Source organism: Mesobacillus subterraneus, from assembly GCF_023715485.1.
Lineage (GTDB): Bacteria > Bacillota > Bacilli > Bacillales > Cytobacillaceae > Mesobacillus > Mesobacillus subterraneus_B.
In genome coordinates this window covers 102,440-126,829 of record NZ_JAMBOF010000008.1, presented here as the reverse complement: position 1 = coordinate 126,829, position 24,390 = coordinate 102,440, and the positions used below count along the sequence as shown (strand labels likewise).

At 43.5% G+C, this 24,390-nt stretch carries 23 protein-coding genes; 21 read left to right on the top strand and 2 right to left on the bottom strand.

All coding sequences use genetic code 11. The features are described 5' to 3' along the window. The first annotated feature begins 211 nt into the window (after window positions 1-211). The 14 genes from accB (at window position 212) to spo0A (ending at window position 14,757) form a co-directional block, all read left to right on the top strand. Window positions 212-718, top strand: coding sequence for an acetyl-CoA carboxylase biotin carboxyl carrier protein (accB, locus tag M3204_RS13445; protein WP_251482654.1), 507 nt, complete (start codon window positions 212-214; stop codon window positions 716-718). A 12-nt stretch (window positions 719-730) separates the two neighbouring features. Continuing rightward, window positions 731-2,086, top strand: coding sequence for an acetyl-CoA carboxylase biotin carboxylase subunit (gene accC, locus M3204_RS13440; RefSeq protein WP_251482653.1), 1,356 nt, complete (start codon window positions 731-733; stop codon window positions 2,084-2,086). Window positions 2,087-2,101: 15 nt separating this feature from the next. Continuing rightward, a complete protein-coding gene (locus M3204_RS13435; RefSeq protein WP_251482652.1) occupies window positions 2,102-2,512 on the top strand; it encodes an Asp23/Gls24 family envelope stress response protein in 411 nt (136 codons plus the stop codon). 247 nt (window positions 2,513-2,759) lie between these two features. Next, window positions 2,760-3,155: a transcription antitermination factor NusB gene (nusB, locus tag M3204_RS13430; RefSeq protein WP_251482651.1), complete on the top strand. Its 396-nt coding sequence runs from the start codon at window positions 2,760-2,762 to the stop codon at window positions 3,153-3,155. Window positions 3,156-3,206: 51 nt separating this feature from the next. Beyond that, the gene (gene folD / locus M3204_RS13425; protein ID WP_251482650.1) at window positions 3,207-4,079 is read left to right on the top strand and encodes a bifunctional methylenetetrahydrofolate dehydrogenase/methenyltetrahydrofolate cyclohydrolase FolD; all 873 of its coding nucleotides are present in this window, start codon (window positions 3,207-3,209) and stop codon (window positions 4,077-4,079) included. 211 nt (window positions 4,080-4,290) lie between these two features. Further along, a complete protein-coding gene (gene xseA, locus M3204_RS13420; protein WP_251482649.1) occupies window positions 4,291-5,661 on the top strand; it encodes an exodeoxyribonuclease VII large subunit in 1,371 nt (456 codons plus the stop codon). Continuing rightward, window positions 5,639-5,872 (top strand): exodeoxyribonuclease VII small subunit, encoded by a 234-nt coding sequence (locus M3204_RS13415; RefSeq protein WP_251482647.1) that lies wholly within the window; start codon window positions 5,639-5,641, stop codon window positions 5,870-5,872. The genes xseA and M3204_RS13415 overlap by 23 nt, the downstream gene beginning before the upstream one ends. A gap of 2 nt (window positions 5,873-5,874) precedes the next feature. Continuing rightward, complete coding sequence (locus tag M3204_RS13410) at window positions 5,875-6,768, top strand: polyprenyl synthetase family protein (RefSeq protein ID WP_251482645.1); 894 nt, start codon at window positions 5,875-5,877, stop codon at window positions 6,766-6,768. A 301-nt stretch (window positions 6,769-7,069) separates the two neighbouring features. Beyond that, complete coding sequence (gene dxs, locus M3204_RS13405; protein WP_251482643.1) at window positions 7,070-8,962, top strand: 1-deoxy-D-xylulose-5-phosphate synthase; 1,893 nt, start codon at window positions 7,070-7,072, stop codon at window positions 8,960-8,962. A gap of 3 nt (window positions 8,963-8,965) precedes the next feature. After that, a complete protein-coding gene (locus tag M3204_RS13400) occupies window positions 8,966-9,814 on the top strand; it encodes a TlyA family RNA methyltransferase (RefSeq protein WP_251482642.1) in 849 nt (282 codons plus the stop codon). Between the two features lie 237 nt (window positions 9,815-10,051). Beyond that, a complete protein-coding gene (gene ahrC / locus M3204_RS13395; RefSeq protein ID WP_251482640.1) occupies window positions 10,052-10,501 on the top strand; it encodes a transcriptional regulator AhrC/ArgR in 450 nt (149 codons plus the stop codon). A 19-nt stretch (window positions 10,502-10,520) separates the two neighbouring features. Next, a complete protein-coding gene (gene recN / locus M3204_RS13390; RefSeq protein ID WP_251482639.1) occupies window positions 10,521-12,212 on the top strand; it encodes a DNA repair protein RecN in 1,692 nt (563 codons plus the stop codon). Between the two features lie 127 nt (window positions 12,213-12,339). Beyond that, the gene (gene spoIVB / locus M3204_RS13385; RefSeq protein ID WP_435367730.1) at window positions 12,340-13,626 is read left to right on the top strand and encodes a SpoIVB peptidase; all 1,287 of its coding nucleotides are present in this window, start codon (window positions 12,340-12,342) and stop codon (window positions 13,624-13,626) included. Between the two features lie 303 nt (window positions 13,627-13,929). Continuing rightward, entirely contained in the window at window positions 13,930-14,757 is an 828-nt protein-coding gene (spo0A, locus tag M3204_RS13380) for a sporulation transcription factor Spo0A (protein WP_251482635.1), read from the top strand. Between the two features lie 292 nt (window positions 14,758-15,049). On the opposite strand, the gene M3204_RS13375 is transcribed toward spo0A, so the two are convergent. Further along, complete coding sequence (locus M3204_RS13375; protein WP_251482633.1) at window positions 15,050-15,190, bottom strand: YycC family protein; 141 nt, start codon at window positions 15,188-15,190, stop codon at window positions 15,050-15,052. A 38-nt stretch (window positions 15,191-15,228) separates the two neighbouring features. Between M3204_RS13375 and M3204_RS13370 the strand changes: the two genes are divergently transcribed. Beyond that, entirely contained in the window at window positions 15,229-15,969 is a 741-nt protein-coding gene (locus M3204_RS13370) for a glycerophosphodiester phosphodiesterase (protein WP_251482631.1), read from the top strand. Here the strand turns inward: M3204_RS13370 and M3204_RS13365 are convergent. Next, on the bottom strand, window positions 15,966-16,229 hold the full coding sequence (locus tag M3204_RS13365; RefSeq protein ID WP_251482629.1) for a DUF2627 domain-containing protein: 264 nt from the start codon (window positions 16,227-16,229) through the stop codon (window positions 15,966-15,968). The two genes, M3204_RS13370 and M3204_RS13365, sit on opposite strands and share 4 nt — an antisense overlap. A 202-nt stretch (window positions 16,230-16,431) precedes the next feature. Here M3204_RS13365 and M3204_RS13360 point away from each other — a divergent pair, with 202 nt between their 5' ends. The 6 genes from M3204_RS13360 to M3204_RS13335 all read left to right on the top strand — a co-directional run bounded on the left by M3204_RS13360 (window position 16,432) and on the right by M3204_RS13335 (window position 24,380). Beyond that, entirely contained in the window at window positions 16,432-18,492 is a 2,061-nt protein-coding gene (locus M3204_RS13360; RefSeq protein WP_251482628.1) for a sigma-54 interaction domain-containing protein, read from the top strand. A 137-nt stretch (window positions 18,493-18,629) separates the two neighbouring features. Beyond that, window positions 18,630-19,535 carry a phosphate butyryltransferase gene (gene yqiS, locus M3204_RS13355; RefSeq protein WP_251482626.1) on the top strand — a complete coding sequence of 302 codons (906 nt, stop codon included), beginning with the start codon at window positions 18,630-18,632 and terminating at the stop codon, window positions 19,533-19,535. Between the two features lie 28 nt (window positions 19,536-19,563). After that, a complete protein-coding gene (gene bcd, locus M3204_RS13350; RefSeq protein WP_251482625.1) occupies window positions 19,564-20,658 on the top strand; it encodes a branched-chain amino acid dehydrogenase in 1,095 nt (364 codons plus the stop codon). 120 nt (window positions 20,659-20,778) lie between these two features. Next, the gene (gene buk / locus M3204_RS13345; protein ID WP_251482623.1) at window positions 20,779-21,864 is read left to right on the top strand and encodes a butyrate kinase; all 1,086 of its coding nucleotides are present in this window, start codon (window positions 20,779-20,781) and stop codon (window positions 21,862-21,864) included. Between the two features lie 26 nt (window positions 21,865-21,890). Continuing rightward, a complete protein-coding gene (gene lpdA / locus M3204_RS13340) occupies window positions 21,891-23,312 on the top strand; it encodes a dihydrolipoyl dehydrogenase (protein WP_251482621.1) in 1,422 nt (473 codons plus the stop codon). 72 nt (window positions 23,313-23,384) lie between these two features. Beyond that, complete coding sequence (locus tag M3204_RS13335; protein WP_251482619.1) at window positions 23,385-24,380, top strand: thiamine pyrophosphate-dependent dehydrogenase E1 component subunit alpha; 996 nt, start codon at window positions 23,385-23,387, stop codon at window positions 24,378-24,380. Window positions 24,381-24,390: the final 10 nt, after the last annotated feature.

The window sequence follows — 24,390 nt, the reverse complement described above, 5'->3', positions numbered from 1 at the left end:
CCCCTTAAATCTAGCTAATGATTGATATATTCGCTAGAAATTTTGGGATTCCTGTCGAATGAATTCACTTTTTTTTCAGAAAATATTAAAATGGATAAGAAAGGCTATGAATTGATAAGAATTATCGTAACATATTGAATTTGCACATGGTATTATCGTATAGTATTAGTATCTAGTCTTAATTTATGAAATGGACAAGGGGTGCCCAAACATGTTAAAAGTTCAGGAAATCAGAGAGTTAATCAAATTAGTAGATCATTCAAGCATTGACGAGTTTTCATACGAGTATGAGGGATCAAAAATCAAGATGAAGAAGCATGGTGCAGTCAAAATGGCAGTCGAGACAGCACAGCCTGCTGTTCAGCATGTAGCGCCGCAGCCAATTCCAGCTGTACAGGAAGCTCCTAAGCAAGAACCAAAGGCTGATGCAGCAGCGATCCAGGAAACGAAACAGGAAGAAGTTAATGATACTTCCAATTTACATAAAATTGTTTCTCCGATGGTTGGTACTTTCTATCAATCTTCCTCTCCTGATGCGGAGCCTTATGTAAAAGCAGGGGCTAAGGTCAGCAAGGATTCAATCGTGTGTATCGTAGAAGCGATGAAATTGTTTAACGAAATCGAAGCGGAAGTAAACGGGGAAATCGTTGAAATTCTAGCAAAAGACGGTCAGCTGGTGGAATACGGCCAGCCTTTATTCCTTGTCAAGCCCGAATAAGGAGCGATATTGATGATAAAAAAATTATTGATAGCCAACAGAGGAGAAATTGCAGTCCGGGTCATCCGCGCCTGCAGGGAACTGGGAGTTGAATCTGTCGCGGTCTTTTCAGAAGCAGACAGGGAATCACTTCATGTACAGCTTGCTGATGAAGCCTATTGCATCGGACCGAAGGCTTCTAAAGACAGCTATTTAAATTTCACCAATATTATCAGCGTGGCAAAGCTGACAGGCTGCGACGCGATCCATCCTGGGTACGGATTCCTGGCGGAAAATGCCGATTTTGCAGAGCTTTGCAGAGAGTGCAACATTATATTTGTCGGGCCAACGCCTGAAGCAATCCAGAAGATGGGGACTAAGGATGTCGCAAGGGAAACAATGAAAGAGGCGAACGTGCCGATTGTACCAGGTTCCCAGGGAATCATCGAGAATATCGAGGATGCTATCAACCTTGCGAATGACATCGGTTACCCTGTTATCATCAAAGCGACTGCTGGCGGCGGCGGTAAAGGGATCCGGGTTGCCAGGACAGAGCAGGAGATGATCAAGGGGATTAATATTACCCAGCAGGAAGCAATGACGGCATTCGGAAATCCCGGAGTTTATATTGAAAAATATATAGAGGATTTCCGCCACGTAGAAATCCAGGTGCTTGCTGACAGCTACGGCCATACAATCCATCTTGGCGAACGTGATTGTTCGATTCAACGACGCCTTCAAAAACTGCTAGAGGAAACACCATCCCCGGCACTGGATGGAGAAATTCGCGCAGAAATGGGCGAAGCTGCTGTAAAAGCAGCCAAAGCAGTTGATTATACTGGTGCTGGCACGGTAGAATTTATATATGACTATCGCAATCGTAAATTTTATTTCATGGAAATGAATACACGTATCCAGGTGGAACATCCTGTAACTGAAATGGTAACAGGTGTTGACTTGATCAAGGAACAGATCAAGATTGCGTCTGGCGAAAGGCTGAACCTTGAACAGGAGGATGTGCAGTTTAACGGCTGGGCGATCGAATGCCGTATCAACGCAGAAAATCCAGCGAAAAATTTCATGCCTTCAGCCGGTAAAATCAAAATGTATCTCCCTCCAGGCGGTTTTGGTGTTAGAATAGATTCAGCGGCATATCCTGGCTATACGATCCCGCCTTACTACGATTCAATGATCGCGAAGGTCATTACATATGGCAGTAGCCGGGAAGAAGCGATTGACCGCATGAAGAGGGCGCTTGGCGAATTTGTGGTTGAAGGTGTCCACACGACCATTCCGTTCCATCTTAAGCTGCTGAACCATGAAAAGTTCGTGGAAGGGCAATTCAATACAAAATTTTTAGAAATGTATGATCTTATGACAGAAGAATAACAGGAGGGTCTAGCCATGAGTGAACAGCAACATTTACTTGAAATGAGCCATGATGAAAACGGCTTGGGAAAAGTAGAAATTGCACCTGAAGTAATTGAAGTCATTGCAAGCATTGCGGCATCCGAAGTTGAGGGTGTCACGCAAATGCGCGGCAGCTTCGCCGCTGGTGTAGTTGAAAGATTAGGCAAGAAAAATCACGGCAAGGGCGTAAAGGTTGAACTTGCTGAAGAAGGCATCAAGGTTGATGTATACTGCGTGATGAAATTTGGTGTGTCAATTCCTGTGGTTGCTCAAAAAATTCAGGATAACATCCGCCAGGCATTATTGAACATGACTGCGCTTGACGCAACAGAAGTCAATATCCATGTCGTCGGAATCCAATTTGAAAATCAGAAGCAAGAAACTGAAGTAGAACAGGAAATTTAAAAACGGAACCGAAGGCATATTTTCGTATGCCTTTGGTTTTTTTTGTGAGGACCAAGGCGCTTGTGCTTTTCTTGTTTCCAAATGGCAATAAGGCATTGGATTCCCTAGTCTTTTATTGATAAATTTTCCATTGTTTTGATTAACTTTTTCTAAAAAGTGAAAAATAATAGGAAACCATGCGTAAAGTGATATGTTATGCTATTATTTTGTTAGAATCAGACACGCCATAAAGGAGCTAAGGAATTCAATGAAAAGAAGAACAGCTAGAGAAAAGGCCCTCCAGGCCTTATTCCAGATTGATATAAGCAAGGTAGAAGCTTCAGATGCAATCGAGCATGTACTCGAAGAAGAAGTGGGGGATGATTACCTGAATAAACTTGTATACGGTACCGTTCAGCATCAGCAGGAAATAGATGATGAAATTAAGGGGTATTTGGAAAAATGGTCAATCGACAGGCTTGCCGCTGTTGACCGTAATCTCCTGCGCCTTGCCGTATATGAATTGAAGTACTGCAACGAAGAAGTGCCCGCGAATGTCGTTCTTGATGAAGCAATTGAAATTGCCAAATTATATGGGGATGACCAATCAAGCCGATTTGTAAATGGGGTTCTGTCTAAAGTAAAACAGAATATCTCCCAGTAACCATTAAAAGAAGGCAGGTTGGACCTCCCTGATTACTTAGGGGGAGAAAGTATGGCTGCTATTATTATTGATGGAAAAGAAATCGCTAAAAAGACAAAAAGTGAAATCGTCGGCCAGGTCCAGGAAATGAAGACTCAAGGTATGACACCGGGACTGGCTGTGATTCTCGTCGGCGATAACCAGGCTTCAAGAACCTATGTAAACAGCAAGCAAAAAACGGCTAGAGAGCTGGGCATGCATAATGTGTTGATCGAATATCCTGAATCGATCACCGAACAGGAGCTTCTGGCTAAAATAGATGAATTGAACAACGATGAGAATATTCATGGAATTTTGGTTCAGCTTCCCCTGCCAGGTCATATCAATGAAACTCACCTGATTGAGGCAATCTCTCCTGACAAGGATGTTGATGGGTTCCATCCAATTAACATCGGCCGGATGATGACCGGTCAGGACGCCTTTTTGCCTTGTACGCCTTTTGGTGTCATGGTGATGATGAAGGAAATGGAAATTGATCTTGCTGGTAAGCATGTCGTCGTGGTCGGCAGAAGCAATATAGTAGGAAAGCCGGCAGGGCAGTTGTTCCTTAATAAGAATGCGACCGTTACATATTGCCATTCAAAAACAAAAGATTTAAAAGAACATACCCGACAGGCAGATGTAGTGGTTGCCGCCGTTGGAAAGGCAGGCCTGATTACAGCTGACCATATCAAACCAGGAGCAGTAGTGATTGATGTAGGCATGAACAGGGATGTAGAAGGCAAGCTCTGCGGGGATGTTGCATACGCAGAGGTCAAAGAGAAGGCAGGCTATATCACACCAGTACCAGGCGGTGTCGGCCCAATGACGATTGCCATGTTGATGTACAACACTTTAAAATCAGCAAAAAACCACCTGAGTAAGCTTCAAAATTCAAATTTATAAGGCGTGATACTGTCTATATCTGTTATATTTAGGAGCTCAAATTCACTTATGTTAAGTGACGAAACGGGATTCCAAATTTATAATAGATATGGGCAGTTTTTTTATGAAGTAGAATGTATAAATTCGACTGTGGATTTTAAAATTAACATTCATCTTAATCACTGCCGAATGTAAAAGTTTTTCAACCTGTTTCCCCCAAAGGAGTTTACCAATGGATAATCAGCGTTATCTCACTGTCAACGCATTAACCAAATACATAAAACGAAAATTTGATGCAGATCCCCATCTTCAGGGTGTTTATATTAAGGGGGAAATCTCTAATTTTAAGAGGCATTCGAGTGGGCATATGTACTTTACGCTTAAGGATGAAAAAGCGAGAATCCTGGCTGTAATGTTCTCAGGCGCCGCCCGTTCAATGAAGTTTAAGCCTGAGAATGGCATGAAGGTCCTCGTAAGGGGCGATATCAGTGTCTATGAAGGCAGCGGACAGTATCAGGTATACATAAAAGAAATGAAGACTGATGGTGTCGGCGATTTATTCGTCGCATACGAGCAGTTGAAGAAAAAGCTTGAACAAGAAGGGCTATTTTCACCGAAGTACAAGAAACCCCTTCCGAAATATCCAAAGGCAGTCGGAATTGTTACTTCGCCGACAGGCGCAGCTATCCGTGATATTTTGACGACGATCAAAAGAAGGTATCCAATTACAAAGGTATTGATTTTTCCAGCTTTAGTCCAGGGTGACCAGGGAGCGCCATCGATCGTCAAGGCAATCCAGAAGGCAAATGACAGGGCAGACGTGGATGTCCTGATTATCGGTCGCGGAGGTGGTTCAATCGAGGAGCTTTGGAACTTCAATGAAGAAGCGGTAGCAAGGGCTATTTTTGCTTCTGAGATTCCAATCATTTCTGCGGTTGGGCATGAAACAGACTTTACGATTGCCGACTTTGTTGCCGACATGAGAGCGCCGACGCCGACAGGGGCAGCAGAACTGGCAGTGCCTCATATCCAGGAGCTTTTGGAGCGAGTAATGAACCGGGAAACAAGGCTGCTGAGGGCGATGAGGGAAAAAGTGATTTTCCAGCAGGAGCGCTATCAGCGCCTGATCAGGTCTTATGCATTCCGCTACCCGAGGAAATTATATGAACAAAAGCTGGAGCAAGTGGATAAATTGACGGAATCGTTAACCCGCGGAGCGGAAAAGCTTTATGCCGCAAAAAATGACGCGCTCCTACAGCTAAAAAGAAGACTGGAACGTGGGCACCCTGAAGAACTGAGGAAAATATCCGCTGAAAGACACCAGCGGGCAACAAGGGCTTTGAACCGAGCGATGACTGCAGTGGTTTCAGAAAAGCGAAAAGAGTTCACCGGAATCATCTCGACGCTTGAAGCATTGAGTCCGCTGAAAATCATGGATCGTGGCTACAGCCTTGCTTATTCAGAAGATGGCAAACTAATTAAGAAAGTCGCCCAGGTAAAACCGGAGCGAAAAATATATGTAAAGCTTTCAGATGGAAGCCTTAAATGTGTAGTAACTGAAATTGAGGAGAGTGTAAACGATGGCAGACGAAAAGAAACTTAACTTTGAACAGGCAATGGAACAATTAGAAACGATAGTTGAAAAGCTTGAAGAAGGCGACGTACCTCTAGAAGAAGCGATTTCATTTTATAAACAAGGAATGGAACTATCCAAGCTTTGCCATGATAAGCTAAAGAATGTGGAAGAACAACTGGCCCAGATCATTACAGAAGATGGACGGACTGAAGGTTTCTCCATAAATGAGGAGGAATAGATTTGGATCCTGTTTCACTGGAATCATTTTCAAAGAAATATAAAGCTTTGGTTGAAGAACGGCTCAGGGAAGTTGTTGGCATGCTGGAGACACCGGAAAACCTTGCCAAAGCAATGCTCTATTCGCTTGAGGCCGGCGGCAAAAGGATTCGCCCGCTGCTGCTGTTCGCGGTGATCGACTCATTCGGAAAAAACCCAAAGGATGGACTGGATGCTGCTGCGGCGATTGAAATGGTGCATACATATTCCCTTATCCATGATGACCTCCCAAGTATGGACGACGATGACTTAAGAAGAGGAAAACCTACGAACCATAAGGTTTTTGGGGAAGCGACTGCTATCCTTGCTGGTGATGCCTTATTGACGTTAAGTTTTAATATGCTTGCTGAACTGCCAGAAGAATCAGTCCCGGTCAACGTGAAACTATCGTTGATAAAAGGCTTGTCCAAAGCATCAGGTGCGGCTGGTATGGTGGGCGGGCAAGTTGCCGACATGGAAGGTGAAGGAAGACAGCTGACACTAGAACAGCTTGAATATATCCACATCAATAAAACCGGGAAGCTTCTGGAGTATAGTATCATTGCCGGTGCCGAAATTGCTGGTGCTACAGAAGTCCAAAAAAATCTGTTGTCCAAGTTTGCCTATCATATTGGCCTCGCTTTCCAAATCAGGGATGACATCCTCGACCTTGAGGGCACAGAAGAAATGATCGGAAAACCAGTCGGCAGCGATACTGAAAATGATAAGAGCACGTATCCGGCACTGCTCGGCATTGAAGGAGCGAAAGAGGCGCTTGACCATCACTTGCGAAGTGCAAAAGATGCCCTGTTGTCTACCGACCTTGATGTGGACATTCTTTCACAGATTGCCGATTTAATTGGTCTACGGAACCATTAGGCCTCGGATGCCGTTGAGAATGCAGGAATCGTGTGCTATAATTGGCTGTTAGCACGGTAGTGTTGACAGCCTTTTTTATATATAGAGGCTGTTGCGTTCAATGCTTTGAAGAAAATTACAGCAACGGATTTTTACTTTTTTGATCTGTGAATTACGAAAAAGTGCCTACATAATTTAAGGTATAGCTTGAAAACCTTTCTTTACTTAATATATGTTATTACTAACAACTTTTTTGGGAAAATGAATTATCCAAATATTGAATGCGGATTAATAAGTCAGAAATGAAAGTGAGTGGTCCGAAATGGATCTTTTATCAATAAAAGACCCTTCCTTCTTGAAAAATCTTTCAAACAAGGAATTGGAAGAATTGAGCGGGGAGATTCGGCAGTTTTTAATCGAAAAATTATCGGTTACTGGAGGACATATTGGTCCTAACCTTGGTGTAGTAGAATTGACAATTGCCCTCCACAAGTGTTTCGACAGCCCGAAGGACAAATTCCTCTGGGATGTAGGACATCAGTCATATGTACATAAAATCCTGACAGGAAGAGCATGCCAATTTGATACATTAAGGCAGCATAAAGGATTATGCGGCTTTCCTAAAATGATTGAAAGCGAGCACGATGTCTGGGAAACTGGCCATAGCTCTACTTCACTATCAGCAGCTATGGGAATGGCTATTGCCAGGGATTTAAAAGGTGAGAACTCGCATATCGTCCCGATTATTGGTGATGGTGCGCTGACAGGCGGAATGGCTCTTGAAGCGCTTAATCATATCGGCCATGAAAAAAAGAAGCTGATTGTCATTCTTAATGATAATGAAATGTCGATTGCACCGAATGTCGGTGCTTTGCATAGCGTACTTGGCCGTCTGCGGACTGCAGGGAAATACCACTGGGTGAAAGATGAACTCGAGCTGCTGTTAAAGAAAGTACCGGCGATCGGTGGGCAGCTTGCAGCTACTGCTGAGAGAATCAAGGACAGTTTAAAGTACTTGTTTGTATCAGGCATCTTTTTCGAGGAGTTAGGATTCACTTATTTAGGTCCAGTAGATGGGCACAATTATGAAGATTTATTTGAGAACCTTGCATATGCGAAAAAACAGGAAGGACCTGTGTTGCTGCATGTGATCACAAAAAAAGGCAAGGGATACAATCCTGCAGAAAACGATAAGATCGGCACCTGGCACGGAACTGGGCCTTACAAAATGGAAACAGGTGATTTTGTTAAGCCCGATTACTCTCCGCCAGCATGGAGCAAGCTTGTCAGTGAAACAGTAAGAAAGATTGCGAGGACGGATGAACGGATTGTCGCAGTAACACCGGCGATGCCAGTTGGATCGAAATTGGAAGGCTTCGCTAGCGAATTCCCTGACAGAATGATTGATGTAGGGATTGCTGAACAACATGCGACGACTTTTGCTGCCGGTCTGGCTACACAGAACATGAAACCATTTCTTGCGATATATTCGACATTCCTGCAGCGTGCATATGATCAGGTGGTCCATGACATTTGCCGCCAGAACCTGAATGTATTTATCGGGATTGACCGTGCCGGCCTTGTAGGCGCTGACGGTGAAACCCATCAAGGCGTCTTCGATATTGCGTTCTTAAGGCATCTCCCTAATATGGTGCTGATGATGCCTAAGGATGAGAATGAAGGACAGCACATGGTCAACACTGCCATCAAGTATGATGATGGCCCGATTGCCATGCGTTATCCTCGAGGCAATGGCCTTGGTGTACCAATGGACGAAGAGTTAAAAGAAATTCCGATTGGAACGTGGGAGGTTTTGCGTGAGGGCGAGGATGCAGCGATCCTTACTTTCGGTACCACGATTCCGATGGCTCTGGAGGCAGCGGAAATCCTTTCGAAGCAGGGATTTTCAGTGAAGGTTATCAATTCCCGTTTCATCAAACCGCTTGATGAAGAGATGTTGAAGGGTATCCTTAATGCTGATATGCCGATCCTTACAATTGAAGAAGCTGTCCTCCAAGGCGGATTCGGAAGCTTTATTCTTGAAACAGCCCAGGAGCTCGGCTACCATAAAGCAGAAATCGACCGTATGGGAATTCCAGATCAATTCATCGAACACGGCAGTGTCGAGAAATTGCTGAAGGAAATCGGCATGACAACAGAGGATGTCGTCTTGCGCATTCAAAAGCTGGCAAGGCAAAAACAAAAAAGGGCGTAACAAATGAAAATTAAAAAAGAACGATTAGATGTACTCCTTGTTGAACGCGGCCTCGCTGAAACGAGAGAAAAGGCAAAACGGACAATCATGGCAGGACTTGTTTACTCCAACGAAAACCGGCTGGACAAGCCGGGAGAAAAAGTGAACAGTGACATTCCCCTGACAGTGAAGGGGAATGTCCTTCCCTACGTAAGCAGGGGCGGATTGAAGCTTGAAAAGGCATTGAAGACCTTTGATCTTGATGTGAAGGGCAAAACATTACTGGATATCGGAGCCTCCACTGGAGGGTTCACGGATTGTGCCCTCCAAAATGGAGCCGAAATGTCATACGCCCTGGATGTCGGCTATAACCAGCTTGCCTGGAAGCTGCGCCAGGATGAGCGTGTAGTAGTCATGGAAAGGACCAATTTCCGTTACGTTAAGCCCGAAGACTTGATTAAGGGAATGCCAAACTTTGCGAGCATCGATGTCTCGTTTATCTCGCTTCGCCTGATCCTTCCGGTGCTGAAAACCCTCTTGGTTCCAGGCAGTGATATTGTCGCTCTCGTCAAACCGCAGTTTGAAGCAGGGCGCGAACAAGTTGGGAAAAAGGGGATTGTTCGTGACAGGAAAGTCCACGAACAAGTATTGAATCGAATCACCGGATTTTCAATTGACGAGGGCTATGATGTATTAAATTTAAGCTTCTCACCGATCACAGGTGGGGATGGCAATATTGAATTCCTCCTGCATCTTCAGTGGAACGGCCAATCAGAGGAAAAAGGAAGCCTGCTTTTAAAAACCTCAAGCGAGGCTGTGGTGACAGAGGCGCATAATGAATTGAAGTCAAAACAAACGAACGAAGAAGAATAGGCTGATGCAGTCTGTTCTTTTTTTTGTCGATAGGATTAACACTTATGAAAGGCGAACCCGGGTTATCAAACATTCTTTAACCATGAGGCCTGTTACTGAATTTTTTCTTAAGTTCATCTCCTTGTCACTTCCGGCAAGGAGAAAAACCACGAATTATTGTACATTTTGCCGAAATCGGCTAACATATGAGTATAAATATAAACAGGAATGTTTCGGATCTATCCAGGGGTGATATGAATGAATAAAGGACAGCGACATATTAAAATACGAGAGTTAATTGCAAGCAAAGATATTGAAACACAGGATGAGCTTGTCGACCGGCTGAAAGCTGCCGGCTTCAATGTTACTCAGGCGACTGTTTCGCGTGACATAAAAGAGCTGCATCTTGTAAAGGTGCCCCTGATCGATGGAAGGTACAAATACAGCCTTCCTGCTGACCAGCGATTCAATCCTTTGCAAAAATTAAAGAGGTCCCTGATGGACGCTTTTGTAAGAATTGACCAGGCGGGTCATTTATTAGTGATGAAGACATTGCCTGGAAATGCGAATGCGATTGGGGCATTAATTGATAATCTCGATTGGGAAGATATTCTTGGCACGATTTGTGGGGATGATACAATCTTAATTATCTGCCGTACTCCGGAGGATACCGAGCTGGTCACAAATCGTTTTCTGGATATGCTGTAAAAAATGAGGTGACGGTTGCTTGTTAAATGAATTATCGATAAGAAACTTCGCAATAATAGAATCTTTGTCTGTTTCTTTTAATAAAGGCCTTACTGTTCTGACGGGCGAAACAGGTGCAGGCAAATCCATCATCATTGACGCAATCCATCTGCTCGTAGGCGGCAGGGGTTCAGCAGAATTTGTCCGCCATGGTGAGAATAAGGCTGAGATTGAAGGCTTGTTCTTTATTGAAGGTGAACAACATCCTTGTTACGCCAAAGCAGCTGAATTTGGCATCGAGATTGAAGATGGCATGATCGTTATAAGAAGGGATATTTCGGCAGGCGGGAAAAGCGTCTGCCGTATCAATGGCAAGCTTGTCACCATTGCGGTGTTACGGGAAGTGGGATCTTCCCTGATCGATATCCACGGCCAGCATGAGCATCAGGAATTGATGGATGAAACTAGGCATATTAACCTTTTAGATCAATTCGGTGCAGAAGAAATCCTCCCTGCCCTGAGTGAATACCAGCATGTCTTCCGATCCTTCGAACAAACGCAAAAAAAACTTAAAAGTCTGAGTGAAAACGAGCAGCAGATGGCTCACAGGCTGGATTTAATTCAATTCCAGCATGACGAAATCCAGTCAGCGAACTTGAGAATCAATGAGGATGAAGAACTTTCTGAAGAAAAGCACAAGCTTGGCAACTTTGAACGGATTTTTGAAAGTATCCAGACCAGCTATTCTGGCCTGCAGGGTGAACAGAAAGGGCTCGACTGGATAGCGCTCGTAATGGATAATCTCCATACAGCCGCTGATTTGAACCCCGAATATAAAAATGTTGCAGAATCGGTTGCCAATAGCTTTTATATGCTCGAGGATGCAGCGAGAACAATCAGGAATGAACTTGATTCGTTAGAATACGACCCGCAGCGCTTGAATGAAATCGATGACCGATTGAACGAAATCAATCAGCTGAAGCGCAAATATGGCAAAACCATTGAAGAAATCCTCGAATATTCTTCAAAAATTGAGGAAGAAATCGAGACCTTGCAAAATAAAGAAGTCCATATCGGCCAAATGGAGAAGGAGCTTGCCTCCCTAAGGAAGGATTTGCGCATCGAAGCATCCAATTTAAATGAAACACGGAAAAAATGGGCGAAAAAATTAACAAAATTGATTCATAAAGAACTAAAAGAACTATACATGGAGAAAGCTGTATTTGAATTAAGGATCGAGTCAAATCAGGAAACCTTCCATAAAAATGGTACCGATAAGGTCGAATTTTATATTTCAACAAACCCTGGGGAACCATTGAAGCCATTGTCAAAAGTTGCTTCAGGCGGGGAACTTTCAAGGATTATGCTCGCGCTTAAAAGCATATTTTCGAAGCACCAGGGCGTCACTTCGATCATTTTCGATGAAGTCGACACAGGTGTCAGCGGCCGCGTAGCGCAATCCATTGCCGAAAAAATTTATAATGTATCGACAGGTTCCCAGGTTCTATGCATTTCGCATTTACCACAGGTGGCAGCGATGGCTGATACACATTTATACATTGCAAAAGTGATAAAGAATGGCCGTACTAAAACTTCAGTAACTCCGCTTACTGTCTCCGAGAAGGTTAAGGAAATTGGCAGGATGATTTCAGGGGTTGAAATTACAGACCTGACAAAACAGCATGCAGAAGAATTATTGAAGCTTGCCCAGAATATGAAAGCTGCAACTTGAAAAGCTATCCATAAAGGGTAGCTTTTTTATTTTTATACTGGTTATAAATGCGCCGTGTCGAGGCAAAATTAAAGATGTAGCCATTTTCGATATGTGTGTGGACTAGAAGCGAGGAGAGTGAATGGATTTGAAAAAAGATTTTTTCAGAAAATTTATTGGTGGAATTCTCCTTGTTTCATTAATTGCTCTAGGTTTTGCAAAACCAGTACATGAATATTTATCAATTCCAGGAGATATTACTCTGTTCGAGGGGCAAACGCTTCATATAAATGCTAATGCCGTGCAAGTTACAGCCTCTGCAGAAAATGAAAGTATAACCGTAGACCAGAACGGCGAAACCGTTTCGCTTGAAGCAAAAAGACATGGCAAAGATGAAATGGTTCTTGAGCTCGCGGGTTTTCCGGTAAAAAAAGTCGATGTTAATGTTCTGAAGGATTTCAAGGTTATGCCTGGCGGCCAATCCATTGGAGTCAAACTGAATACAGTTGGTGTCCTAGTGGTCGGACATCATCAAGTTCAGGCTGAAGAGGGAAGGGTATCACCAGGTGAAACAGCAGGGATTAAAAAAGGCGATATCATTACAGAAATCAATGGCAAGCAAATTGAAAAAATGGCGGATGTTGGTCCTTTCGTGAAGCAGGCAGGGGAAGATGGAAAACCATTGGATTTAGTGCTTAAAAGAGAAAATGAAAAAATCACAACACATCTCCAACCGAAAAAAGATATAAATGAAAACACGTACAAGCTCGGATTGTATATTCGCGACTCGGCAGCAGGGATTGGCACAATGACATTTTATCACCCTCAATCCAAGAAATATGGTGCCCTCGGCCATGTAATATCTGACATGGATACGAAAAAGCCAATTGTCGTTGAAGATGGCCAAATTGTTCGCTCCACAGTAACCTCCATTGAAAAAGGTGGAAAAGGTGACCCAGGTGAAAAGTTGGCGCGCTTTTCATCCGACCGGGAAATAATCGGTAATATCAAAAGAAATAGCCCCTTTGGGATTTTTGGCGAATTGAACAAGGATATCAATAATGGCATTTTTGATAAGCCGCTTCCAATAGCCCTTTCGCATCAGGTGAAGGAAGGCCCGGCAAAAATATTGACAGTCGTAAACAATGATGAAGTTAATCTTTTTGATATAGAAATTGTCAGTACGATTCCACAAAAGTTTCCAGCGACAAAGGGGATGGTCATTAAAGTGACAGACCCTGAGCTATTGGAAAAAACCGGCGGAATTGTCCAGGGAATGAGCGGCAGCCCGATCATCCAGGACAATAAGCTCATAGGAGCGGTGACACACGTATTTGTTAATGATCCAACGAGCGGATACGGCGTCCATATTGAATGGATGCTGAATGAAGCGGGGATTGATATTTATGAAAAACCAAGAGAACAGGCAAGTTAAATGACGAAAATTCGGCGGCAGCTGCCGCCTTTTTTTATTGTCGAAATTACGCAATGGCCGGTTTACTATTGGGTGAAGCAGTTTTGAAACTAAGATTTTGTTAATAAAAAAGTCTAATTTCAAGATTATTCGACAAAATACCTAATGGATTTTTGTCAACAATCGAAATTAGTCGAAAAACAAAGGAAAAAGGAGCATTAATAAGAAAATATAACTTTTTTAAGAAAAAATTAAAAATAAGAGGAATTTCTGTTGCATTGTCGAATTAGTCATTTAGAATAGAATTTAGAGAAGATAAGATTTGTGATCATAATTGGATTGAGGAGGAACCAAGCAGTGAACAAAATAAAAGTATGTGTCGTTGATGACAACAGAGAATTAGTAGGTCTTCTTGAAGAGTACCTTTCTTCGCAGGATGATATGGAGATTATCGGTGTTGCCCATAATGGCCAGGAATGTTTAGAAATGCTTGAAGATATAGATCCGGACGTTATGTTATTAGATATCATCATGCCTCACCTTGACGGCCTGGCAGTGCTTGAAAGGCTCCGTGAGATGAAAAAAGGCATCATTCCAAATGTGATTATGCTGACTGCATTCGGTCAGGAAGATGTAACCAAAAAGGCAGTAGATCTTGGTGCTTCTTATTTCATCCTGAAGCCATTTGATATGGACCATCTTGCCGGACATATTCGCCAGGTGAGCGGCAAAGCGAAAACGATGGCAAGAAAGCCATCATCGTCGATTAACTATGGAAGGTCAACAGAGCAAAAGCCTAAGAACCTTGATGCAAGCATTACAAGCATTATCCATGAAATTGGCGTTCCTGCCCACATTAAAGGCTATATGTACTTGCGTGAAGCTATCTCAATGGTGTACAACGATATTGAACTTCTTGGCTCGATCACAAAAGTCCTCTATCCAGACATCGCCAAAAAATTTAATACGACAGCCAGCCGTGTAGAACGGGCGATCCGCCATGCAATCGAGGTTGCCTGGAGCAGGGGGAATATCGATTCCATTTCCTCATTGTTCGGGTACACCGTATCCATGTCAAAGGCGAAGCCGACCAATTCAGAATTCATCGCAATGGTCGCTGATAAGCTGCGTTTGGAGCATAAGGCTTCTTGAAAGAGTTAGGGCAAATATAAGCAATTATTTCATATCTTAAAATAAACATCTTTCTTTGTATCGGTTTTCCGGAATGAAGAGGGATGTTTTTTGTTATGGCTCCCTGTTAAACTTGCCTGCTCATCAATCCGCTTTTACAATAAAAAGTAACAAAGTTTATGGAAAGAGCCGTAGGGAAAAAGAAAAACGCCGGGAAGGCGTTTTGTGTATAAAGTGTGCTTATATTTATATGGCCCGCTTTTTACTTTGCTTCCCTAACAGATGCGCAATAGCATCCCGTGTAGGATCTTGATTATTTTTCCTGTTCTTTTTCAAGCTCAACTAACTTTTGCATAAGTATGTGTTGAGGCATGTGCATGATGCGCTCAATCGGCATGCCCAGCTTTTCGGAAAGCTTGATGGCTGTTTCTGCTGAGATATGCAGTGGTTTCATATTTTCCCCTCCAAATAATGATGATAAGGTGATGTTTTATGACTCTTATTTTAGCACATCGCGGCTATACTGCTGCTTATCCTGAGAATACGATGAAAGCATTTACGGAAGCATCTAATGCTGGAGCGGATGGGCTGGAGCTTGATGTCCAAATGACAAAAGATGGCGAACTTGTCGTCATCCATGATGAAAAGGTTGACAGGACAACGAATGGTACTGGTATGGTCAAGGATTTCAATGTAAAGGACCTTCGAAGACTGGATGCTCGCTTCAACAATAAGACAATGACTAAAAAAGAACCGATTCCTTTGTTGGAAGAGGTATTAGAATGGATGTCCGGAACGAATTTAATCTGTAATATTGAATTGAAAAATAGCATAGTTCCATATGCAGGCATGGAAGAGAAGGTCATTGCGCTGGTGAGGGATTATAATTTAGCTGACAGAATCATTATCTCATCCTTTAATCATTATAGCATTGTCTACAGCTACCGGGTTGCTCCGGAAATTGAAATCGCCCCTTTATTGTCAGAAGGTTTGTATATGCCCTGGATTTATGCGCAATCAATTCGGGCAAAGGGATTTCATCCGCACTGGCGGGCAGCACCTGACGAAATTGTAAAAGCTGCCCTGGAAAGTGGAATAGAGGTAAGGCCGTACACGGTCAATAAAGATGCCGAAATGGAGAGATTGTTTAAAATAAACTGCAGTGCATTGATCACAGATGATCCGGCTAAAGCAATAAGAATAAGAAACAAAATAAAAACAGGCCTGATCTAGGGCCTGTTTTGCTTTTTGCTCGAATCCGGAACCCGGAATATTGCCTGGACTTTATTTTTTTTGCGATCACGGTGGAGGACGAATCCAGCGATGAAGCCCAGTCCAGCCAGGAAAAAAATCAGGCCTGCGAGGAATTGGAGCCATAAATATGGAAAAGGTGCCTGCAAGATTCCAAACACCATATCACGCATTAATTTTATGCCTAAGGCGGCAATGAATCCTGGTATCAACATAATGATAAGAGCTATGATCCTGATCATATCGTTTCCCCTCTTAAAGTTCTTCTCATTTATGAGTATAATCAACCGCAGCTTATTCCGCAATGTTCGAAGTTTTCACTAAAAGAGTTTGAAAAATAAGAAATTTGTCAGCGTGTTCAAAAACAATTAAAATATTATTGAAGGATTTTGCAGGCTGATTCTGCAAGCTATGAAATTTTTTTCAGGATCCTTGGAGGGTATTATGCAAAAAATAATAATTGTCGGAGCAGGAAAGGGTGGTACTGCCATCCTGGACATTTTTAAACAGATAGCGAATGTAGCCGCTGTCATTGATATTAATCCCAAAGCTCCAGGCATAATTGCAGCTGAAAATGCCGGTATTAATACGGGGACTGATTGGCGTAAATATATGGCTGATGACCTTGATATTGTCATTGAAGTTACTGGCGAGGAAAAGGTTTTTAGGGAATTGCGAGATGCGCGCGGAAAAAACACTGTATTGATCCCGGGCAGTGTTGCATACCTGCTTGCCACTCTGCTAGAGGAAAAGGAAGGCTTGATCAATACCCTAAGGAAAGTTACATATGAGCACGATTTAATATTCAACTCTTCGGGTGACGGGATGGTAGTCATCAACACGGAGGGCATTATCACCCTTTTTAACAGAAGTGCAGAGAAAATCATAGGAACGACAAGGGATCATGCTGAAGGAAAGCACGTATCCGATATTATCCCGTCAAGTAAACTGCCGAGAGTGTTGAACACAAGGAAGAGCGAGAGCAATCAGGAACTTGTGCTGCCAAATGGTTCGAAGATCATCACAACGAGAATTCCGATTATCGATGAAAATGACCAATTGATTGGGGCGTTTTCAGTATTTAAGGACATAACGGATGTAGTAAGTTTAGCAGAAGAGATAACGAATCTGAAAGAAATTCAGACGATGCTGCAGGCTATCATCAATTCCAGTGATGAAGCGATTTCCGTTGTCGATGAAGAAGGCAGGGGGATTTTAATTAATCCTGCCTATACCCGAATCACTGGTCTAAAAGAAGAACAGGTAATCGGACAGCCGGCTACTGCGGATATTTCAGAAGGCGAAAGCATGCATATGAAGGTATTAAAAACAAGGAGGCCTGTACGTGGTACAGCGATGAGGGTCGGGCCCAATAAAAAAGAGGTCGTCGTCAATGTAGCTCCAATCATTGTTGATGGAATCCTAAAAGGCAGTGTTGGGGTCATTCATGATATGTCTGAAATCCAAAACCTGAACCGTGAACTAATCAGGGCGAGACAAATCATCAGGACTCTTGAAGCGAAATATTCCTTCGAGGATATTATTGGCCAATCCGAAGAGATGATGATTCCGATTGAACAAGCCAAGCTTGGAGCAAAAACACCTGCCACAGTCTTGCTTCGAGGAGAATCGGGAACAGGGAAGGAACTGTTCGCACATGCAATCCATAATGCAAGTGACCGTAAATTCAATAAATTCATTCGCGTTAATTGTGCGGCAATTTCTGAATCATTGATTGAAAGTGAACTTTTCGGCTATGAAGAGGGTGCATTTTCAGGTGCAAAAAGAGGCGGCAAACGGGGATTCTTTGAAGAAGCAAACAACGGAAGTATTTTTTTGGATGAAATCGGTGAATTGCCCGCCAATACTCAGGCTAAATTGCTGCGCGTCCTGCAGGAGCGTGAAATTATCCGTGTGGGCGGAACGAAACCCGTTCCAATCAATGTACGGGTGATTGCCGCAACGAATATGAACCTGGAAAAAGGGATTGCAAACGGGGGATTTAGAGAAGACTTATATTATCGTTTGAACAGGATGCCAATCCACATACCGCCGCTTAAAAGAAGAAAGGAAGACATCCCGCTGCTTTGTGAAAGGCTGATCCGTAAAATTAATCAGGATTATGGAAGGAATGTCGAAGGTGTTTCTGAAAAAGCGATCAAAAAACTGATGGATTATGATTGGCCAGGTAACGTCAGGGAATTGGAAAACGTGCTTGGAAGGGCAATCATTTTCTTAAATTATAATGAAACAATCATCGGTTTCGATCATTTGCCTGATTTGCAAAGCAGCCAGCCTAAAGAGAGACAGCACCAGAGCGGAGTAATGGTCAAAACAGAAACATTGACAGTCCAAATGGAAAAATTCGAGTCGAAAGTAATCAGCGATACACTGAAACATGTGAATGGGAATAAAACGCTTGCTGCTAAGACGTTAGGTGTTTCCGTAAGAAATTTATATTATAAGCTCGAAAAATACGGAATTGAAGCGAATGGCATGCAATAATTTTCATACTGTGCAATTTTTTGCATGATACTTTCGGACAAAAGTAAAGCGTTTTCAACAATTTAATTTTGGCACGGTTCTTGCATATGTATTTAATCGGGTGATGCGCCACGAAAAGAAAGGGTTGAAGCCATACAATGAAATTAGACTCGCTTATCAGTAAGGCATCCCAAAACGAACGAAAGACAGTCGCAGTTGCAGCGGCAGCAGATGCAGAAGTTTTGGAAGCAATCGCAGAGGCTGTGAAAATGAAACTGGCCGATTTTCTTCTTTATGGAGACAAAGAAGAAATCGAAATGATGATCAGTCAACATCATCCGCAACTCATAGACAGCGCAGGGATTAAAGTCCTGTCAGCACCAAATAATAATACTGCCGCAGAAATGGCAGTAAAAGCTGTCAAAACGAATGAGGCAAATGTGTTAATGAAAGGGAATATTCCTACTGCTTCGATACTAAAAGCTGTCCTCAATAAAGAATATGGGCTAAGGACCGGTGCGGTTCTGTCACATGTAGCTGTATTTGAAATACCAGGCTACGACAGGTTCACAATTGTGACCGATGCAGCGATGAATATTGCACCTGACCTCGAGCAAAAGGCACAGATTGTCAAAAATGCTGTCCAGGTTGCCCATTCGATTGGAATTGAAATGCCTAAGGTTGCACCATTGGCAGCCGTCGAAGTGGTTAATCCAGCGATGCAGGCCACACTTGATGCATCGGCATTGACCATGATGAACAAACGCGGCCAAATTTCGGGCTGCATAATTGATGGGCCGCTTGCCCTCGATAACGCAGTGTCACAGCTTGCTGCGGAACACAAGGGAATCAAAAGCGAGGTAGCCGGAGAGGCTGATATTTTATTAGTTCCAACGATCGAAGTTGGGAATGTACTTTACAAATCATTAATTTATTTCGCCAATGCAAAGGTTGGTGCAGTAATTGCGGGAGCAAAAGCTCCAATTGTGTTAACATCCAGGGCGGACACTGCCGAAAGCAAGTTATATTCACTTGCACTCGCGTTATGCTCTGCTTCTAAATAACTTACATATAACAGGGGAGGAACTAGAAATGGAAATCTTTAAGTATCTAGAACAGTACGATTATGAGCAGGTAGTATTTTGCCAGGATAAACAATCAGGTTTAAAGGCGATCATCGCAATCCATGATACAACACTTGGACCGGCACTCGGCGGGACACGCATGTGGACATACGCGTCCGAAGAAGCAGCGATTGAGGATGCTCTTCGTCTTGCGAAAGGCATGACCTACAAAAATGCTGCTGCAGGCTTGAACCTTGGTGGAGGAAAGACTGTTATCATCGGAGATCCGCGCAAAGATAAGAACGAAGAAATGTTCCGGGCGTTCGGCCGTTACATCCAGGGCTTGAATGGACGTTATATCACTGCAGAAGATGTGGGAACGACTGTTGCGGATATGGACTTGATCCATGAGGAGACAGACTTCGTTACCGGTATTTCACCTGCATTTGGTTCATCGGGAAATCCATCCCCAGTAACAGCTTATGGGGTTTACCGAGGAATGAAGGCTGCTGCTAAGGAAGCATTCGGAACTGATTCACTCGAAGGCAGAACGGTTGCTGTCCAAGGTGTAGGAAACGTGGCGTATAACCTTTGCCGCCACCTTCATGAAGAAGGAGCTCAGTTGATTGTCACTGACATCAATAAAGAAGCGGTTCAAAGAGCAGTTGAGGAATTTGGCGCAAAAGCTGTTGATCCAGACGAAATCTACAGCGTTGATTGTGATATTTACGCTCCATGTGCCCTTGGTGCAGTAATTAACGATGAAACAATTCCGCAAATCAGGGCGAAAGTCATTGCAGGTGCTGCAAACAACCAGCTGAAGGATACTAAGCATGGCGATATCATTCATGAAATGGGTATTGTTTATGCACCTGACTATGTCATCAACGCTGGTGGCGTCATCAACGTTGCGGATGAGCTATACGGTTATAACGCTGAAAGAGCGATGAAAAAGGTTGAAACAATTTACAATAATATTGAAAAAGTTATTAATATTGCCAAAAGGGATGGAATTCCTACTTATAAAGCGGCTGACCGCATGGCAGAAGAGCGTATCGAAAGAATGCGCAATTCCCGCAGCCAGTTCCTGCGAAACGGACACCATATTTTAAGCCGCCGTTAATTGAAAGGTATATGCAGAGTGCGCTGAATACAACATTCGGCGCCTCTGCTGTTTCCTAAATGAGTAATTGACGTTTTACGGATTTACGTGTAAGTCCGTTATGAAATTGGAGGTTTAACTGTGCAACAAACAGAATATCGGATTCTAGTCATAAATCCAGGATCTACATCAACGAAAATTGGAGTCTTTGACAATGAGGTTTCCGTTTTTGAGAAAACGATCCGTCATGATTCAGCAGTCATCAACTCCTACGAAACCATCATCGATCAATACGAATTCAGGAAGAATACGATACTTGAAACGCTTGATACTGAAGGAATCAACATTTCCAAATTGAGTGCTGTTTGTGGGCGCGGCGGGCTATTAAGGCCAATCGAAGGCGGTACATATGCAGTAAACAATAACATGCTTAAAGACCTGCGTGCCGGTTTCTCAGGCCAGCATGCTTCAAATCTTGGCGGGATTCTTGCCTATGAAATTGCTTCAGGATTGAATATCCCCTCTTTTATTGTCGATCCTGTCGTTGTGGATGAACTTGATCCGATTGCGAGAGTTTCAGGATTTGCACTAATTGAACGTAAAAGCATTTTCCACGCATTGAACCAAAAGGCAGTCGCACGCCGGGTTGCGAAGGAGCTTGGGAAAAAATACGAAGAGCTTAACCTGATCATCACTCATCTTGGCGGCGGTATTACAGTTGGTGCCCACAAAATGGGCAGAGTGGTAGACGTAAATAACGGTTTGCATGGAGATGGCCCTTTCAGTCCCGAACGAGCAGGTACAGTCCCAGCTGGTGACCTTGTTGAGTTATGTTTTTCTGGTGATTATTATCGCGAAGAAATCATGAAGAAGCTTGTGGGGCAGGGTGGTCTTGTCGGTTATCTTGGTACGAATGATGCGGTCAAGGTTGAAAAAATGATCAAGCAGGGCAACGCAAAAGCAAAGCAGGTATATGATTCAATGGCCTACCAGGTTGCTAAAGAGATTGGGTCTGCAAGTGCTGTGCTCGCTGGAAAAGTAGATGCGATTGTCCTAACAGGCGGACTAGCATACGGAAAAGAATTTGTAAATGAAATTTCTGAACGGATCAACTGGATCGCAGACGTGATTGTTCACCCTGGAGAAAACGAATTGCAAGCCCTGGCTGAGGGAGCACTTCGCATCCTGCGTGGAGAAGAAGAAGTAAAAGAATATCCAGGGAAATAAGATTTTATTTGGAGGAGGGAATTCAGATGGCTCAAGAATATGATTTAGTCATTCTCGGAGGCGGAACAGGCGGATATGTGGCAGCTATAAGGGCTTCACAGCTTGGATTGAAAACTGCCATCGTTGAAAAAGGAAAGCTTGGCGGTACATGCCTGCACAAAGGCTGCATTCCAAGCAAGGCGTTGCTCAGAAGTGCAGAAGTATATGCCACTGCCAAGAAAAGCGAAGAGTTCGGCGTAACGACCGGTGAAGTCGGCGTCAATTTCGCAAAGGTTCAGGAAAGAAAAGAAAAGATTGTCGAGCAGCTTCACAAAGGTGTACAGCACCTGATGAAACAAGGAAAAATCGATGTTTATGAAGGTTTGGGAAGAATCCTGGGTCCATCCATCTTCTCACCTATGCCAGGAACCATTTCTGTTGAAATGAACAATGGCGAAGAAAATGAAATGCTCATCCCTAAGAATGTCATCGTTGCAACAGGTTCAAGACCAAGAACATTGCCTGGTCTTGAAGCAGATGGCCAATATGTGATGACGTCAGATGAAGCGCTTGTGATGGCGGATCTTCCTAAGTCAATCATTATCGTCGGCGGTGGTGTAATTGGCATCGAATGGGCTTCCATGCTTGCTGACTTTGGAACTGCTGTCACTGTAATTGAGTATGCAGACCGTATTGTTCCAACCGAGGACAAGGAAGTTTCAAGAGAAATGCAACGCGCAATGAAGAAAAAAGGCGTGAAAATCGTAACTAACGCAAAAGTCTTATCAGAGACCCTGCAAAAGGGTGATGGTGTCACGATCAGCGCAGAGGTTAAAGGCGAAACGAAAGAATTCACTGCTGAAAAATTGCTGGTCTCTGTTGGACGCCAGGCAAATGTTGAAGGAATTGGCCTTGAGAATACAGAAATTCAGCTGGAAAGAGGTTTCATCCAGACAAACGAGTTTTTCCAGACAAAAGAATCACACATCTATGCAATTGGCGATGTGATTGGCGGGTTGCAGCTTGCGCATGTGGCTTCTCATGAAGGAATAGTCGCTGTTGAGCACATTGCCAATCAAGAGCCACAGCCAATCGACTATACGCTCGTCTCAAAATGTATTTACAGCTCTCCAGAGGCCGCCAGCGTTGGGCTGACTGAAGATGAAGCAAAAGAAAAAGGTCACGATGTAAAAATAGGCAAATTCTCTTTCAAGGCAATCGGAAAAGCGCTTGTATATGGTGAATCCGATGGTTTTGTGAAAATCGTAGCTGACAAGGAAACCAATGATATTTTGGGTGTCCATATGATCGGCCCGCATGTAACAGATATGATCTCAGAAGCGGGACTTGCAAAAGTTTTAGATGCTACACCATGGGAAGTTGCCCATACCATCCATCCTCACCCGACATTATCCGAGGCAATCGGTGAAGCTGCCCTGGCAGTGGATGGCAAAGCAATTCATTCTTAATATATATTTTGAACAAGAGCTCTTTTACCTCAGGTTAAAAGAGCCTTGTACGAACAATTGGGAGGTATAAAGATGGCAGAAAATCGTCACGCTGCACTTGGCTTAAGTGATGAAAAAGTTTTGGAAATGTATGAAACAATGCTGTTAGCCCGCCGGCTGGATGAGCGGATGTGGCTGTTGAACCGTGCCGGGAAAATTCCGTTTGTAATTTCCTGTCAGGGACAGGAAGCGGCACAGGTAGGAGCTGCTTTCGCACTTGACCGCGAGAAGGATTACGTTCTTCCTTACTACAGAGATATGGGTGTGGTCTTAACTTTTGGCATGACTGCTAAAGACTTGATGCTTTCTGGTTTTGCCAAAGCGGAAGACCCTAACTCTGGAGGCCGCCAGATGCCTGGACACTTCGGGCAAAAGAAAAACAGGATCGTAACAGGTTCTTCACCGGTTACTACACAGGTTCCACACGCTGTCGGAATCGCCCTTGCAGGTAAAATGGAGAAAAAAGATCTTGTCACATTTGTTACTTTTGGTGAAGGGTCTTCCAACCAGGGAGATTTCCATGAAGGCGCAAACTTTGCGGGAGTACATAAGCTTCCGGTCATTTTCATGGTTGAGAACAATAAATATGCGATTTCAATACCTTATGAGAGACAAGTTGCTGCCGAGAAGGTATCAGACCGTGCAATCGGTTATGGCATGCCTGGTTTCACAGTAGACGGAAATGATCCATTAGAAGTTTATAAAGTGGTAAAGGAAGCTGCTGACCGCGGACGCCTTGGTGAAGGGCCGACTCTAGTAGAGGCAGTGTCTTACCGTCTGACTCCACACTCATCAGACGATGACGACAGAAGCTACCGTGCTCCAGATGAAGTTGCTCAGGCAAAGACTAAGGATCCGATCATAACGTTTGGTGCTTATTTGAAGGAAAATGGCATCATGAACGATGATAGTGAAAAAGAGATCAATGACAGAATCATGAAGCTGGTTAATGAAGCAACTGATTATGCTGAAAATGCACCGTATGCAGAGCCTGAACATGCTTTGAAATACGTATATGCTGAAGAGTAAGGGGGAACGA